Origin of the sequence: Chromobacterium aquaticum (assembly GCF_021129195.1) — a bacterium.
Lineage (GTDB): Bacteria > Pseudomonadota > Gammaproteobacteria > Burkholderiales > Chromobacteriaceae > Chromobacterium > Chromobacterium aquaticum.
In genome coordinates, this window is the sequence record NZ_JAJOHW010000151.1 from 1 (window position 1) to 16138 (window position 16138).

Annotated in this window: 13 protein-coding genes and 2 tRNA genes; all 15 read right to left on the reverse strand. The window is 58.9% G+C overall.

All coding sequences use genetic code 11. From position 1 onward, the window contains the following. Positions 1–330: GTP-binding protein (locus tag LQT98_RS20620; RefSeq protein WP_231463655.1), on the reverse strand; the 330-nt coding region annotated here is incomplete at its 3' end. Between the two features lie 76 nt (positions 331–406). Beyond that, the gene (gene fusA, locus LQT98_RS20625) at positions 407–2503 is read right to left on the reverse strand and encodes an elongation factor G (protein ID WP_231464833.1); all 2097 of its coding nucleotides are present in this window, start codon (positions 2501–2503) and stop codon (positions 407–409) included. Positions 2504–2530: 27 nt separating this feature from the next. Continuing rightward, complete coding sequence (gene rpsG / locus LQT98_RS20630; RefSeq protein ID WP_021479140.1) at positions 2531–3001, reverse strand: 30S ribosomal protein S7; 471 nt, start codon at positions 2999–3001, stop codon at positions 2531–2533. Positions 3002–3110: 109 nt separating this feature from the next. Continuing rightward, complete coding sequence (gene rpsL / locus LQT98_RS20635; RefSeq protein WP_019103491.1) at positions 3111–3482, reverse strand: 30S ribosomal protein S12; 372 nt, start codon at positions 3480–3482, stop codon at positions 3111–3113. A gap of 208 nt (positions 3483–3690) precedes the next feature. Further along, positions 3691–7887, reverse strand: coding sequence for a DNA-directed RNA polymerase subunit beta' (gene rpoC, locus LQT98_RS20640; RefSeq protein WP_048411726.1), 4197 nt, complete (start codon positions 7885–7887; stop codon positions 3691–3693). A 54-nt stretch (positions 7888–7941) separates the two neighbouring features. Further along, positions 7942–12114, reverse strand: a complete 4173-nt coding sequence (gene rpoB / locus LQT98_RS20645; protein ID WP_231464835.1) for a DNA-directed RNA polymerase subunit beta — start codon at positions 12112–12114, stop codon at positions 7942–7944. Between the two features lie 158 nt (positions 12115–12272). Continuing rightward, positions 12273–12644 (reverse strand): 50S ribosomal protein L7/L12, encoded by a 372-nt coding sequence (gene rplL, locus LQT98_RS20650; protein WP_019102910.1) that lies wholly within the window; start codon positions 12642–12644, stop codon positions 12273–12275. Positions 12645–12680: 36 nt separating this feature from the next. Further along, on the reverse strand, positions 12681–13178 hold the full coding sequence (rplJ, locus tag LQT98_RS20655; RefSeq protein WP_048411723.1) for a 50S ribosomal protein L10: 498 nt from the start codon (positions 13176–13178) through the stop codon (positions 12681–12683). A gap of 86 nt (positions 13179–13264) precedes the next feature. Next, positions 13265–13339 (reverse strand) — tRNA-Thr (locus tag LQT98_RS20660). Between the two features lie 179 nt (positions 13340–13518). Then, a complete protein-coding gene (gene rplA, locus LQT98_RS20665) occupies positions 13519–14214 on the reverse strand; it encodes a 50S ribosomal protein L1 (protein ID WP_048411722.1) in 696 nt (231 codons plus the stop codon). After that, positions 14214–14645, reverse strand: a complete 432-nt coding sequence (rplK, locus tag LQT98_RS20670; RefSeq protein WP_048411721.1) for a 50S ribosomal protein L11 — start codon at positions 14643–14645, stop codon at positions 14214–14216. Before rplK ends, rplA begins: the two co-directional genes overlap by 1 nt. A 100-nt stretch (positions 14646–14745) precedes the next feature. Beyond that, positions 14746–15279, reverse strand: a complete 534-nt coding sequence (gene nusG, locus LQT98_RS20675; protein WP_048411720.1) for a transcription termination/antitermination protein NusG — start codon at positions 15277–15279, stop codon at positions 14746–14748. Then, positions 15279–15635 carry a preprotein translocase subunit SecE gene (gene secE, locus LQT98_RS20680; RefSeq protein WP_082151193.1) on the reverse strand — a complete coding sequence of 119 codons (357 nt, stop codon included), beginning with the start codon at positions 15633–15635 and terminating at the stop codon, positions 15279–15281. The genes nusG and secE overlap by 1 nt, the downstream gene beginning before the upstream one ends. A 68-nt stretch (positions 15636–15703) precedes the next feature. After that, a tRNA-Trp gene (locus LQT98_RS20685) sits at positions 15704–15779 on the reverse strand. A 10-nt stretch (positions 15780–15789) separates the two neighbouring features. Continuing rightward, the coding region (locus LQT98_RS20690; RefSeq protein ID WP_456237135.1) for an EF-Tu C-terminal domain-related protein at positions 15790–16138 on the reverse strand (349 nt) is incomplete at its 5' end.

The window sequence follows — 16138 nt, forward strand, 5'->3', positions numbered from 1 at the left end:
GTCAGCGGCCGAGCACACCAGAATAGCGCCGTCCATCTGGGCAGCACCGGTAATCATGTTCTTAACGTAGTCGGCGTGACCCGGGCAGTCTACGTGAGCGTAGTGACGGGACTCGGTTTCGTATTCTACGTGAGCGGTATTAATGGTAATACCACGAGCCTTCTCTTCCGGCGCGCTGTCGATCTGGGAGTAGTCTTTGGCTTCGCCGCCGAACTTCTTGGACAGAATGGTGGTGATAGCAGCGGTCAGAGTGGTTTTACCATGGTCCACGTGACCGATGGTGCCTACGTTTACGTGCGGTTTGGTCCGCTCAAACTTTTCTTTTGCCATTTTGCAAAAATCCTTGATTAAAGAACATTAGATCGGGACTGGCCGAATCAGAAAATCCGGCCAGCCTCAGCGCGCATTACTTGCGGGCGGCCATTACGGCGTCAGCAACATGCTTCGGAGCTTCGGAGTAGTGCTTGAACTCCATGGAGTAGGTCGCACGACCCTGGGTAGCGGAACGCAGATCGGTGGAGTAACCGAACATCTCGGCCAGCGGTACTTCGGCCTTGATCTTCTTGCCACCCAAACCATCGTCGTCCATACCCTGAACGATGCCGCGACGACGGTTCAAGTCGCCCATCACATCGCCCATGTACTCTTCCGGAGTTTCCACTTCCACCGCCATCATCGGCTCGAGGATGCACGGACCGGCGCGGCGCATGGCTTCTTTGAAAGCCAGGGAACCAGCCAGTTCGAACGCGATCTGCGAGGAGTCGACGTCGTGGTAGGAACCGAAGGTCAGACGCACGGTAACGTCCACCACCGGGAAGCCGGCGAGAATACCGCTGGACAGGGTGTTCTGAATACCCTTGTCCACGGACGGGATGAATTCGCGCGGAATCACACCACCCTTGATCTCGTCGACAAACTTGTAGCCATTGCCCTCGCCGGACGGCTCCAGGGTAATAACTGCATGGCCGTACTGCCCCTTACCACCGGACTGCTTGACGTGCTTGCCGTCAACGTCGGTAACAACTTTGGTAATGGTTTCGCGGTAAGCCACTTGCGGAGCGCCAACGTTGGCTTCAACGCCAAATTCACGCCGCATGCGGTCAACCAGAATTTCCAGGTGCAGTTCGCCCATACCGGAAATAATGGTCTGGCCGGATTCTTCGTCGGTGCGCACGCGGAACGACGGGTCTTCCTTGGCCAGGCGGTTCAGGGCAACGCCCATCTTCTCCTGGTCGGCCTTGGTCTTCGGCTCAACGGCAACGTGAATCACCGGCTCCGGGAACTCCATGCGCTCCAGGATGATTTCGGCGTTCAGATCGCACAGGGTTTCGCCGGTGGTCACTTCTTTCAGGCCGATGGCGGCGGCGATGTCGCCGGCACGCACTTCTTCCAGCTCGATACGGTCGTTCGCCATCATCTGCACGATACGGCCGATACGCTCTTTCTTGCCCTTGATGGAGTTCAGCACGGTATCACCGGACTTCACCACACCGGAGTAGACGCGGAAGAAGGTCAGCTGACCAACGTACGGGTCGTTCATCAGCTTGAACGCCAGAGCCGAGAACGGCTCGTCGTCGGAAGCGTGACGCTCGGCCGGCTTGCCGTCGGTTTCACCCGCGATGGCCGGAATGTCGATCGGCGCCGGCAGCAGTTCAATCACGGCGTCCAGCATGCGCTGAACACCCTTGTTCTTGAACGCGGAGCCGCACAGCATCGGCTGAATTTCGCAACGCAGGGTGCGCTCGCGCAGGCCAGCGATGATTTCTTCCTCGGTCAGCGTTTCGCCGCCCAAGTACTTGTCCATCATCTCGTCGCTGACTTCGGCGGCGGCTTCAACCATCTTCTCGCGCCATTCTTCGGCCACGGAAACCAGGTCGGCCGGAATCTCGCCGTATTCGAATTTCATGCCCTGGGACGCTTCATCCCAGATGATGGCCTTCATCTTCAACAGGTCAACCACGCCGGAGAAGCCGTCTTCCGCGCCGATAGGCACAACGATGGGCACCGGGTTGCCGCGCAGGCGGGTTTTCACCTGCTCAACCGCACGGAAGAAGTTGGCGCCTTGACGGTCCATCTTGTTCACGAAGGCGATACGCGGAACTTTGTACTTGTTAGCCTGACGCCATACGGTTTCAGACTGGGGCTGAACGCCACCCACCGCGCAGTACACCATCACCGCGCCGTCCAGTACACGCATGGAACGCTCTACCTCAATGGTAAAGTCCACGTGTCCCGGGGTGTCGATGATGTTGAAGCGGTGCTCGGGGAATTGCATCCCCATACCTTTCCAGAAGGTGGTCACAGCAGCGGAGGTGATGGTAATGCCACGCTCCTGCTCCTGCTCCATCCAGTCGGTGGTGGCAGCGCCGTCATGAACCTCGCCCAGCTTGTGGTTCACACCGGTATAAAACAGAATACGCTCGGTAGTGGTCGTCTTACCGGCGTCAATGTGAGCGGAGATACCGATGTTACGGTAACGCTCAATGGGGGTTTTCCTTGCCACGATCTACACCTTAAATAGTGGGTCTGCTTAGAAGCGGAAGTGCGAGAAGGCCTTGTTGGCTTCTGCCATACGGTGCACTTCGTCACGCTTCTTCATCGCGCCGCCACGGCCTTCTGCCGCGTCGAGCAACTCACCAGCCAGGCGCAGGTCCATGGACTTTTCACCGCGCTTGCGCGCAGCGTCGCGCAGCCAACGCATGGCCAGAGCCATACGACGCGACGGACGTACTTCAACAGGAACTTGATAGTTAGCACCACCTACACGGCGGCTTTTCACTTCTACTACCGGCTTGGCATTGGACAGTGCTGCATTGAACACTTCCAGGGCGTTTTTGCCGGATTTCTTTTCGATCTGTTCCAGAGCACCGTAGATGATGCGCTCTGCAACGGATTTCTTGCCATCGATCATGACTACGTTCATGAACTTGGACAGGTCCTGGGAACCGAACTTCGGATCCGGCAGGATTTCGCGCTTGGGGACTTCTCTGCGACGTGGCATGTTACTTCCTTAGATTATTCAGTTGAGCTTGGGCTCATGACTACCCAATGGAGCAGTCACTTACTAGACGACCCTGAGTGTTGATCAGGCCGCCTTGAGTGCGCACCAATTACTTGGGACGCTTGGCGCCGTACTTGGAACGAGCCTGTTTACGGTCTTTAACGCCAGCGGTATCCAGCGAACCGCGAACGGTGTGGTAGCGAACACCCGGCAAGTCTTTTACACGACCGCCGCGGAGCAGCACTACGGAGTGTTCCTGCAGGTTGTGGCCTTCACCACCGATGTAGGAGATCACTTCGAAACCGTTGGTCAGACGCACCTTGCACACTTTACGCAGAGCCGAGTTCGGCTTCTTCGGAGTGGTGGTGTAGACACGGGTGCACACGCCACGCTTCTGCGGGCAAGCTTCCAGCGCAGGCACCTTGCTCTTCGCCTTGATGGCGACGCGGCCTTTGCGAACGAGTTGGTTAATGGTTGGCATTACTATCAGTTCCTAGTTGAAGCTTTCCAGCGGCAACACGCCTCCAGAAAGGACGGAGGATTATATTTTAGTCAACGTCCTACCGTCAATGAAAACAACGCTGCCCCATCACCTTAACCGTTGATAGGGCAGCGTTTTTTCAACACTTTACGCTGCAAGCGCTCCAGGACGGGTCATTTCGCCCTGGAGTGGCATGCACGCGCAAGCGTTATTCGTTGCTGTCGAGAGCGTCGGCCGGGGCGATGTCGAAGAACTGAGCTTCGGCCGCTTCCAGCGTATGCTGCGTCGAACCGCGACGGGTGCGATGGTAAGCCAAGCCCGTACCAGCCGGGATCAGACGACCAACGATCACGTTTTCCTTCAGACCACGCAGATCGTCCTTCTTGCCCATGATCGCCGCTTCGGTCAGCACGCGGGTGGTTTCCTGGAAGGAAGCCGCGGAGATGAAGGAATCGGTGGACAGGGACGCCTTGGTGATACCCAGCAGCACGTTTTCGTACTGTGCAGGCTCACGGCCTTCCGCAACCATCTTGTCGTTCATTTCCAGCGCATCGGCGCGCTCGACTTGTTCGCCCTGGATGAACTCGGTGTCGCCGCTGTCGGAGATGATCACGCGACGCAGCATCTGGCGAATGATCACCTCGATGTGCTTGTCGTTGATCTTCACGCCCTGCAGACGATACACCTCCTGCACCTCTTGAACGATGTAGCGAGCCAAGGCCTCGATACCCTGCAGGCGCAGGATGTCGTGCGGATCGACCGGACCGTCGACGATGGATTCGCCGCGGTTCACCACCTGGCCATCGTGCACCAGCACGTGCTTGTCTTTCGGGATCAGGTTTTCGTAACCGTTGCCTTCCAGATCGGTGATGATCAGGCGCTGCTTGCCCTTGGTGTCCTTACCGAACGATACGGTACCGGTCACCTCGGCCAGCATGCCGGCGTCTTTCGGCGAACGCGCTTCGAACAGCTCGGCCACACGCGGCAGACCACCGGTAATATCGCGGGTCTTGGAGGATTCTTGCGGGATACGGGCCAGCACTTCGCCCTTGCCCACGTCCTGACCATCGCGCACCGTGATAATGGCGCCCACCTGGAAGGTGATCGATACCGATGCTTCGGAACCGGCCAGCTTCACTTCGTTGCCGTTGTCGTCCAGCAGCTTCACCAGAGGACGCAGCATCTTGGACTGCGAACCGGCGCGGCGCTTCGGATCGATAACCACCAGCGTGGACAGGCCCGTTACTTCGTCGGTCTGCTTCGCTACGGTGTTGCCCTCTTCCACGTTCTCGAACTTCACGCGGCCAGCGTACTCGGTGATGATCGGACGGGTGTGCGGATCCCAAGTGGCCAACACGGTGCCGGCCTTGATCTGCAGACCATCGGTCACCATCAAGGTCGCGCCGTACGGAACCTTGTGACGCTCGCGCTCACGGCCCATATCGTCGTGGATCACCACTTCGCCGGAGCGGGTGATGACGATCAGTTCGCCCTTGGTATTGGCCACATAACGCATCTGACTGGAGAAGCGCACGGTCCCGTTGGACTTGCCTTCCACTTGGCTGGCGGCAGCATTTCGCGACGCCGCACCACCGATGTGGAAGGTACGCATGGTCAGCTGGGTACCCGGTTCACCGATGGACTGGGCGGCAATCACGCCTACCGCTTCGCCGGCGTTGACGCGCTTGCCGCGCGCCAGGTCGCGACCATAGCACTTGGCGCACAGACCGTAGCGGGTATCGCAAGTGATGGCGGTACGCACTTTCACTTCGTCGATGCCCAGACTGTCGATCACGTCCACCAGATGCTCGTCCAGCAGCGTGCCAGCTTCGATCACGGTCTCACCGGTGGACGGGTCCACCAGATCGATCGCGGCTACGCGGCCCAGGATGCGGTCGCGCAGCGGTTCGATCACGTCGCCACCCTGCAGCACGGCTTTCATGGTGAAGCCGTTGCTGGTGCCGCAATCGTCCTCGATCACCACCAGATCCTGAGTCACGTCGACCAGACGACGGGTCAGGTAACCGGAGTTCGCGGTCTTCAAGGCGGTATCCGCCAGACCCTTACGCGCACCGTGGGTGGAAATAAAGTACTGCAGTACGGTCAGGCCTTCGCGGAAGTTGGCGGTAATCGGCGTCTCGATAATCGAGCCGTCCGGCTTGGCCATCAAACCCCGCATACCGGCCAGCTGCTTGATCTGGGCTGCGGAACCCCGCGCGCCCGAGTCGGCCATCATGTAAATGGAGTTGAAGGATTCCTGATCGACTTCCTTGCCTTCGCGGTCCAGCACCTTCTGCTTGGACAGCTCGTCCATCATCGCCTTGGCGATCTTGTCGCCGGTGCGGCCCCAGATATCCACTACCTTGTTGTAGCGTTCGCCCTGGGTCACCAGACCTTGACGGTACTGCTCTTCGATCTCTTTGACTTCCTTCTGCGCGTCGGCGAGCAGGTCGACCTTCTTGGCCGGGATCTGCATATCGTCCACGCAAATGGAGATGCCGCCGCGAGTGGAATAGGCGAAACCGGTGTACATCAACTGGTCGGCGAAGATCACGGTGTCGCGGATGCCGCAGCGGCGGAACGACACGTTGATCAGCTTGGAGATTTCCTTCTTCTTCAGCGCCTTGTTGATGTGCTCGAACGGCAGGCCCTTAGGCAGGATGTCGGACAGGATGGCGCGGCCAACGGTGGTGTCGTAACGCTTGATCACCGGCTGGAACTCGCCCTGCTCGTCTTTTTCCCACTCTTTCAGGCGCACGGTGATGCGGGTGGCCAGTTCAACCTGACGGGTCTCGTAAGCGCGATGCACTTCCTTGGTGTCCGCAAACACCATGCCTTCGCCCTTGCCGTTCACCTTGTCGCGGGTCATGTAGTACAGACCCAACACGATATCCTGCGACGGCACGATGATAGGATCGCCGTTGGCCGGGGACAGCACGTTGTTGGTGGCCAGCATCAGGGTGCGGGCTTCCATCTGCGCTTCCAGCGACAGCGGCACGTGAACGGCCATCTGGTCACCGTCGAAGTCGGCGTTGAACGCCGCGCAGACCAGCGGGTGCAGTTGAATGGCCTTGCCTTCGATCAGTACCGGCTCGAACGCCTGGATACCCAGACGGTGCAGGGTCGGCGCACGGTTCAGCAGCACCGGATGCTCGCGGATCACGTCTTCCAGGATGTCCCAAACTTCCGGCACTTCCTGCTCTACCAGCTTCTTGGCCGCCTTGATGGTGGACGCCAGACCCATCACTTCCAGCTTGTGGAAGATGAAGGGCTTGAACAGTTCCAGCGCCATTTTCTTAGGCAGGCCGCACTGATGCAGACGCAGGGTCGGGCCCACGGTAATCACGGAACGACCGGAGTAGTCCACGCGCTTACCCAGCAAGTTCTGACGGAAACGACCGCCCTTGCCCTTGATCATGTCGGCCAGCGACTTCAGCGGGCGCTTGTTGGCGCCAGTCATCGCCTTGCCGCGACGGCCGTTGTCCAGCAGCGAGTCAACCGATTCCTGCAACATGCGCTTCTCGTTGCGCACGATGATGTCCGGCGCGCGCAGTTCCAGCAGGCGCTTCAGGCGGTTGTTACGGTTGATCACGCGGCGGTACAGATCGTTCAGATCGGAAGTCGCGAAGCGGCCGCCGTCCAGCGGCACCAGCGGGCGCAGTTCCGGCGGCAATACCGGCAGCACTTCCAGAATCATCCATTCCGGCTTCATGCCGGAACGCTGGAAGGCCTCCAGCACTTTCAGGCGCTTGGAGATCTTCTTGATCTTGGTGTCGGAGCTGGTGGCCTTGAGCTCGGCGCGCAGGGTCTCGATCTCGCTGTCCAGGTTCAGCTTCTTCAGCAGTTCCTTGACGGCTTCGGCGCCCATCATCGCGACGAACTCTTCACCGTACTGGTCTTCCTTGTCCAGGAAGTCCTCTTCGGTCAGCAGCTGACGGTATTGCAGCGGGGTCATGCCCGGATCGGTCACCACGAACGCTTCGAAATACAGCACGCGCTCGATATCGCGCAGCGTCATGTCCAGCACCATGCCCAGGCGCGACGGCAGCGATTTCAGGAACCAGATGTGGGCGGTCGGGCTGGCCAGCTCGATGTGACCCATGCGCTCGCGACGCACCTTGGACAAGGTGACTTCCACGCCGCACTTCTCGCAGATCACGCCGCGATGCTTCAGACGCTTGTACTTGCCGCACAAGCATTCGTAATCCTTAACCGGCCCGAAGATGCGCGCGCAGAACAGGCCGTCGCGTTCCGGTTTGAAGGTACGGTAGTTGATGGTTTCAGGCTTTTTTACTTCACCATAAGACCAGGAACGGATCTTGTCAGGCGAGGCGATGCCGATCTTAATCGCATCAAACTCTTCTTCTTGCGTAACTTGCTTAAAGAGGTCGAGCAGAGCTTTCATTGCGTCTCCAGTCAGGGGACAGGCGCGGCGGCTTGCCGCGCCCATTCAACCCAATCAATAACGTTCCAGGTCCATGTCGAGGCCGAGCGAACGGATTTCCTTCACCAGCACGTTGAAGGATTCCGGCATGCCGGCATCGATCTTGTGCTCGCCCTTGACGATGTTCTCGTACACCTTGGTACGACCGGTCACATCGTCCGACTTCACGGTCAGCATTTCCTGCAGGGTGTAGGCGGCGCCGTAAGCTTCCAGCGCCCAAACCTCCATCTCACCGAAACGCTGGCCACCGAACTGGGCCTTACCGCCCAGCGGCTGCTGGGTCACCAGCGAGTACGGGCCGGTGGAACGCGCGTGCATCTTGTCGTCGACCAGGTGATGCAGCTTCAGGTAGTGCATCACGCCCACAGTGACCTTGCGGTCGAAGGCTTCGCCGGAGCGGCCATCGTACAGAGTCATCTGAGTCTTGGACTCATTAAAGCCCATTTTCTCGGTCAGCGGGTCTTCTTGCGGATAAGCCAGATCCAGCATGTGCTTGATCTCGGTTTCCTTGGCGCCGTCGAATACCGGGGTGGCGAACGGCATGCCCTTGCGCAGGTTGTCCGCCAGCGACAGGATCTCTTCTTCGCTCAGCGAAGCGATGTCCTCGCTCTTGCCGGCTTCGTTGTAGATGCGCTCCAGATAGCCACGGATCTCGGCGGCGGACTGCTGCTTGACCATGCGGTCGATGCGCTCGCCGATACCCTTGGCGGCCCAACCCAGGTGCACTTCCAGGATCTGACCGATGTTCATACGCGACGGTACGCCCAGCGGGTTCAGCACGATGTCGACCGGACGGCCATCGCCCATGTACGGCATGTCTTCGATCGGCAGGATGCGCGATACCACACCCTTGTTACCGTGACGACCGGCCATCTTGTCACCGGCCTGCAGGCGGCGCTTCACGGCCAGGTAAACCTTGACCATCTTCTGCACGCCCGGCGGCAGTTCATCGCCCTGGGTCAGCTTGCGCTTCTTGTCTTCGAACTTGAGGTCGAATTCTTCACGCTTCTGCGCCAGGCTTTCCTTGATCAGTTCCAGCTGCTTGGCGATGTCTTCGTCCGACATGCGGATGTCGAACCAGTCGTGCTTGGACGGCAGATCGGCCAGGTATTCCTGATCGATCACAGTACCTTTCACCAGACGCTTCGGACCGCCGTTGGCCACTTTGCCGACGATCAGACGCTCGATACGGCTGAAGGCGTCGTTGTCGAAAATACGCAGCTGGTCGTTCAGGTCCAGGCGATAGCGCTTCAGTTCCGAATCGATGATGGACTGGGCGCGCTTGTCGCGCTCGATGCCTTCGCGGGTGAACACCTGCACGTCGATCACGGTGCCCACGGTACCGGTCGGCACGCGCAGCGAGGTGTCCTTCACGTCGGAGGCCTTCTCGCCGAAGATCGCGCGCAGCAGCTTCTCTTCCGGCGTCAGCTGGGTTTCGCCCTTAGGCGTTACCTTGCCGACCAGCACATCGCCGGCTTCGACTTCGGCGCCGATGTAGACGATGCCGGATTCATCCAGACGGCCGGCCATGCGCTCGGACAGGTTCGGGATGTCGCGGGTGATTTCTTCCGGCCCCAGCTTGGTGTCGCGGGCAACCACGGACAGTTCTTCGATATGGATCGAGGTGTAGCGGTCTTCGGCGACCAGCTTCTCCGAGATCAGGATCGAATCCTCGTAGTTGTAGCCGTTCCACGGCATGAAGGCGATGGTCATGTTCTGACCCAGCGCCAGCTCGCCCAGGTCGGTGGAGGCGCCGTCGGCCACCACGTCGCCGCGCGCGATGTGGTCGCCCACTTTCACGATCGGACGCTGGTTGATGTTGGTGTTCTGGTTGGAACGGGTGAACTTGGTCAGGTTGTAGATATCCACACCCACTTCACCCGCGGTCGCTTCCTCATCATTGACGCGGACCACCACGCGGCCGGCGTCGACATAGTCGACCACGCCGCCACGGCGCGCCACCACGGTGGTGCCGGAGTCGACGGCCACGGACCGCTCGATGCCGGTGCCGACCAGGGCTTTTTCCGGACGCAGGCAAGGCACGGCCTGGCGTTGCATGTTGGCGCCCATCAATGCGCGGTTGGCGTCATCGTGCTCCAGGAACGGAATCAGCGAAGCGGCAACGGACACCACCTGGCCGGTGGCCACGTCCATGTACTGCACGCGGTCCGGGGTCGCCAGAATGGTTTCGCCTTTTTCACGGCAGGTCACCAGTTCGTCGATCAGGGTGCCTTCTTCGCTCAGCTCGGCGTTGGCCTGAGCAATCACGTAGCGGCCTTCTTCGATCGCGGACAGGTAATCGATCTCGTCGGTAACCTTGCTGTCCACCACCTTGCGGTACGGCGTTTCCAGGAAGCCGAACTCGTTGGTGCGCGCGTAGACGGACAGCGAGTTGATCAGACCGATGTTCGGACCTTCAGGCGTTTCGATCGGGCACACGCGGCCGTAGTGGGTCGGGTGCACGTCGCGCACTTCGAAGCCGGCGCGTTCACGGGTCAAACCACCCGGGCCCAGGGCCGAAACGCGACGCTTGTGAGTGATCTCGGACAGCGGGTTGGTCTGATCCATGAACTGGGACAGCTGCGAGGAACCAAAGAATTCCTTGATCGCGGCGGATACCGGCTTGGCATTGATCAGGTCATGCGGCATCAGGTTGTCGGACTCGGCCTGGTTCAGGCGTTCCTTGACCGCGCGCTCAACACGCACCAGACCGGCGCGGAACTGGTTCTCGGCCAATTCACCCACCGAACGCACGCGACGGTTGCCCAGGTGATCGATATCGTCCACTTCGCCGCGACCATTGCGCAGCTCGGTCAGGATCGCGATCACGGACACGATGTCTTCAGTCGACAGCGTGCCTTCCATTACATCGCGACGCTCGGCGAATTTTTCGCCGATCAGGACCTTGAACCACTCAGGGGTCTTGTCGTCGAATTTGTACTGGTAAGTGCGCGAGCTGAACTTCATGCGACCCACGCGCGACAGATCGTAGGTTTCTTCGCTGAAGAACAGGCGCTGGAACAGTGCTTCCACCGCGTCTTCGGTCGGCGGTTCGCCCGGACGCATCATGCGGTAGATCGCCACGCGGGCCTGCAGCTGGTCCTGGATGTCGTCGGCACGCAGGGTTTGCGAAATATACGAACCCTGGTCCAGATCATTGGTGAACAGCACTTCCACCTGGCTGATGTCGGCCAGCGCCAGCTTGGCCAGCACTTCTTCGGTGATCTCGTCGTTGGCGCGCGCAATCAGCTCGCCGGTATCGGTATTGGCGACATTGTGCGCCAGCACCTTGCCCAGCAACGCGTCGGCCGGCACTTCGATGCGATCCAGCTCAGCGGTCTGGATGTCGCGGATGTGCTTGGCGGTGATGCGCTTGTCCTTGGCCACGATCAGCTTGCCGTCGGCGGCAACGATGTCGAACTTGGCCACTTCACCCTTCAGACGATCCGGCACCACGCGCATGAACACGCCGCCCTTGGTCAGATAGAAGGTGTCGAAGCTGTAGAACTCGGACAGTATTTCTTCGTTGGTGTAGCCCAGCGCCTTCAGCAGGATGGTCACCGGCATCTTGCGGCGACGGTCGATACGGAAGTACAGCAGGTCTTTCGGGTCAAACTCGAAGTCCAGCCAAGAGCCGCGGTAAGGAATCACGCGGGCGGAGAACAACAGCTTGCCGGAGGAATGAGTCTTGCCGCGGTCGTGCTCGAAGAACACGCCCGGGGAACGGTGCAACTGAGAAACGATGACGCGCTCGGTGCCGTTGATGATGAACGAGCCATTGGTCGTCATCAGCGGGATTTCGCCCATGTACACTTCGTTCTCGCGCACTTCCTTCACCACCGGCTTGGAAGACTCTTTGTCGAAGATAGTCAGGCGAATGCGCGCGCGCAGCGGAGCGGCGTAAGTGATGCCGCGCAGCTGGCACTCCTGCACATCGAACGGCGGCTCGCCCAAAATGTAATGAGCAAAGTCCAGACGCGCATAGCCATTGTGGCTGATGATCGGGTAGATCGATTTGAACGCAGCCTGGAGGCCCACATCCCTACGCTGGTCAAGCGGCACACCCAACTGGAGAAATTCGGTGTAGGAATCAATCTGGGTCGCCAACAGGAATGGGACATCGAGAACACTGGCACGTTTCGCAAAACTTTTACGAATACGCTTCTTCTCAGTAAACGAATAACTCATAGAGTCTCCATCGAGGTGGGGTGGCGCAAGCAAGAAACCAAAAGTCAGCAGCCACGCTCAATAATTGCTGGCTTTTACCTTCTTCGTTTCGGCCAACTACAAGCGCAATAAGGCTGGCGGATTACTCCGCCAGCCTCACCCTCTTTTTTCAAAGAAGATTATTTGATTTCAGCCTTAGCACCGGCTTCGGTCAGCTGTTTCAGGATGTCGTCGGCTTCAGCCTTCGCCACGCCTTCTTTCAGGGCTTTCGGAGCGCCGTCAACCAAGTCTTTGGCTTCTTTCAGGCCCAGACCGGTGATTGCGCGAACAACCTTGATCACGCCAACTTTGTTGTCGCCAGCGCCAGTCAGGATAACGTCAAACTCGGTTTTTTCTTCAGCGGCAGCAGCGCCGGCGCCAGCCGGGCCAGCAACAGCAACAGCAGCGGCGGAAACGCCGAACTTCTCTTCGAACGCCTTAACCAGGTCGTTCAGTTCCATCACGGTCAGACCAGCAACGGCCTCGAGGATGTCTTCTTTGGTGATTGCCATGTGAAAATCTCCTGAATTCTATAAGAATCAAATAAGTTAAGCGGCTTCGGCTTGCTTCTTGTCGGACAGGGCGGCCAGCGCGCGGGCGAAGCCAGCGACCGGAGCCTGCATAACGTAGAGAAGCTTGGACAGCAGTTCTTCGCGGCTCGGGATGGACGCGAGCTCAGCAACCTGAGCGGCGTTCAGCACCTGGCCATCGTAGGAACCTGCCTTGACGATGATTTTGTCGTCAGCCTTGGCATATTGATGCAGCACCTTGGCAGCAGCTACCGGGTCGGCGGAAACAGCGTAAACCAGCGGGCCGACCATTTGGTCAGCCAGACCGGCAAACGGAGTGCCTTCCACAGCACGGCGCACCAGCGTGTTCTTCAGAACGCGCAGGTAAACGCCATTCTCACGCGCCTGAGCGCGGAGTTTGGTCATGCTGCTTACCTCGATGCCCCGATATTCAGCGATAACGAGGGTCTGAGCGCCTGCCAGCGTGGCAGATACTTCAGCTACGACCGCCTTTTTATCTTCGATATTGAGACTCAAGGTCTACCTCCTAGACTGAAATGAAGCGAAAGGATTTTCGCTTCGCTTTGCAGCGGCGACCTACATCAGGAGACATCATAAAGAACTGGTGCTCATGGGCGGAATTGAACCGCCGACCTCTCCCTTACCAAGGGAGTGCTCTACCCCTGAGCTACATGAGCTTGAACTTTGTTCAGAAGCCTGTTTCGGGTACACCATCTGCGTAGGTTGCGGACTTCCATACCGGCGAATCTGCGATTAAGCCTTGCGGCGCCTACGGTCTTTGACAACCTGGCAAGCGAACTTGCCAGCCCAAAGCCTTGGCAGGGCGGCGAACCGCCCCGCCAAACTCAAACAACGATTAAGCGTTGATCGAGTTGGTATCTACACGAGCGCCGACACCCATGGTGCTGGATACGGCGATCTTTTTCAGATACACGCCCTTGGAAGCTGCCGGCTTGGCTTTCACCAGGGCATCAACCAGAGCGGAGAAGTTTTCACGCAGGGCTTCGGCTTCGAAGGAAGCGCGGCCGATGGTGGCGTGAACGATACCAGCCTTGTCGGTACGGTATTGAACCTGACCAGCCTTGGCGTTCTTAACGGCCTCGGCAACGTTCGGGGTCACGGTGCCAACCTTCGGGTTCGGCATCAGGCCGCGCGGACCCAGGATCTGACCCAGCTGACCCACAACGCGCATCGCGTCCGGGGAAGCGATCACGATGTCGAAGTCCAGGTTGCCGGCCTTAACCTGCTCGGCCAGATCGTCGAAACCAACGACTTCGGCGCCAGCGGCTTTAGCGGCTTCAGCGTTCGCGCCTTGGGCGAACACGGCAACGCGTACCGACTTACCAGTACCACGCGGCAGAACCACGGAACCACGAACCACTTGGTCGGATTTACGCGGATCCACGCCCAGGTTCACGGCGATGTCGATAGACTCGTCGAACTTGGCGGTGGCGGCGGCTTTCACGAGGGAGATCGCTTCGTCGATTGCATACAGCTTGTTGCGATCAACGCCAGCTTTCAGAGCTTGCAAGCGCTTGGAAACCTTAGCCATTACACGCCCTCCACTTCCAGACCCATCGAACGGGCGGAGCCGGCGATGGTGCGAACAGCGGCGTCCAGATCGGCAGCGGTCAAATCCGGCTGCTTGGTCTTGGCGATTTCTTCCAGCTGAGCGCGAGTCACTTTACCCACCTTGTCGGTATTGGCTTTAGCCGAACCGGACTTGATGCCAGCAGCCTTCTTCAGAAGGATGGTGGCCGGCGGGGTCTTCATGATGAAGGTGAAGGACTTGTCCGCGAATGCGGTAATCACCACCGGAATCGGCAGACCCGGCTCAACGCCTTGGGTCGCGGCGTTGAACGCCTTGCAGAATTCCATGATGTTCAAACCACGCTGACCCAGAGCCGGACCGATCGGCGGCGACGGGTTGGCTTTGCCAGCGGGCACTTGCAGCTTGATATAGCCGACAATTTTCTTTGCCACGATTAAACTCCTAGTTTGGGTATAGCGCGAGCATCAACTCGCTTCCCGACGAAAGCGCAACAGTATACACGCTTGAAAAAATCTTGCCAAGAGGTCTGGCTTACAGTTTTTCGACCTGACTGAACTCCAGCTCAACCGGGGTGTCGCGACCGAAGATCTGCACCGACACGCGCAACTTGTTGCGCTCGTAGTTCACTTCGTCCACAGAACCATTGAAGTCGTTGAACGGGCCATCGATGACGCGAACTTTCTCGCCCACCTCGAACAGAACCTTGGGCTTCGGCTTCTCAACGCCCTCTTGCATCTGCTGCATGATGGCCTCGACTTCCTTCTTGGAAATCGGAGCCGGGCGGTTGGCGGTACCACCAACGAAGCCGGTCACCTTGGGAGTGCTCTTCACCAAGTGCCAGGTGTCGTCGGTCATTTCCATTTCCACCAGCACATAGCCCGGGAAAAACTTGCGCTCGGTAATCGAGCGGCGACCGTTCTTGACGTCCACCACCTCTTCCACCGGCACCAGAATCTGACCAAATTGATCGGCGACATGAGAACGCTCGATGCGCTCGCGCAACGCCTTTTGCACGCTCTTTTCAAAACCCGAATAGGCGTGAACCACATACCAGCGCATTGCCATTATTTACCTCGACCGAGAATCACATCGTAAAACAACCAAGACAGACTGGAGTCCACCAGCCACATGAACAAGGCCAGCACCAGCACGAACACGAACACCATGCCAGTCATCTGCATGGCCTCCTTGCGCGTCGGCCACACTACCTTGCGGGCCTCGACCAAGGATTCGTTGGCATAGCTGACAAAGCTCTTGCCAGGCTGCGACAGCCAGATCACGCCCACCGCCAGCGCGACGCCAGCCACAAAGGACAGTGCGCGCAGCACACCTTGATCTGCCGGAATCATGTAAAAGCCGACGATGCCGGCCGCCACAAGCAGACCAGCCAGCGCCAGTTTGATTTTATCTTGCATTTCCATGTCGATATCTTCTCGTGCGCGTATGCGACAAAAGACCAACCGGCGCACAGGCGCCGGCTGGTCTTAATTGGCAGGCCAGGAGGGTCTCGAACCCCCAACCCTCGGTTTTGGAGACCGATACTCTACCAATTGAGCTACTGGCCTTTAAACCTTATTAAGCAATAATCTTGGCTACTACGCCGGCGCCGACGGTACGGCCGCCTTCGCGGATGGCGAAGCGCAGACCTTCTTCCATGGCGATCGGTGCGATCAGCTCAACGGTGATTTCCACGTTATCGCCCGGCATTACCATTTCCACGCCTTCCGACAGGGTAACGGCGCCCGTTACGTCGGTGGTACGGAAGTAGAACTGCGGACGGTAGTTCGCGAAGAACGGGGTGTGACGGCCACCTTCGTCTTTGCTCAGTACGTATACCGAAGCGCCGAACTTGGTGTGCGGGGTGATGGAACCCGGCTTGGCCAGAACCTGACCACGCTCAACGTCTTCACGCTTGGTGCCGCGC

Coding starts and splice junctions, on each gene's coding strand:
- nusG (WP_048411720.1), bottom strand. CDS start 15,279: ATGGCAATGCGCTGGTATGTGGTTCACGCCTATTCGGGTTTTGAAAAG.
- rpsL (WP_019103491.1), bottom strand. CDS start 3,482: ATGCCAACCATTAACCAACTCGTTCGCAAAGGCCGCGTCGCCATCAAG.
- rplL (WP_019102910.1), bottom strand. CDS start 12,644: ATGGCAATCACCAAAGAAGACATCCTCGAGGCCGTTGCTGGTCTGACC.
- rplA (WP_048411722.1), bottom strand. CDS start 14,214: ATGGCTAAGGTTTCCAAGCGCTTGCAAGCTCTGAAAGCTGGCGTTGAT.
- rpoC (WP_048411726.1), bottom strand. CDS start 7,887: ATGAAAGCTCTGCTCGACCTCTTTAAGCAAGTTACGCAAGAAGAAGAG.
- rpoB (WP_231464835.1), bottom strand. CDS start 12,114: ATGAGTTATTCGTTTACTGAGAAGAAGCGTATTCGTAAAAGTTTTGCG.
- secE (WP_082151193.1), bottom strand. CDS start 15,635: ATGGAAATGCAAGATAAAATCAAACTGGCGCTGGCTGGTCTGCTTGTG.
- rpsG (WP_021479140.1), bottom strand. CDS start 3,001: ATGCCACGTCGCAGAGAAGTCCCCAAGCGCGAAATCCTGCCGGATCCG.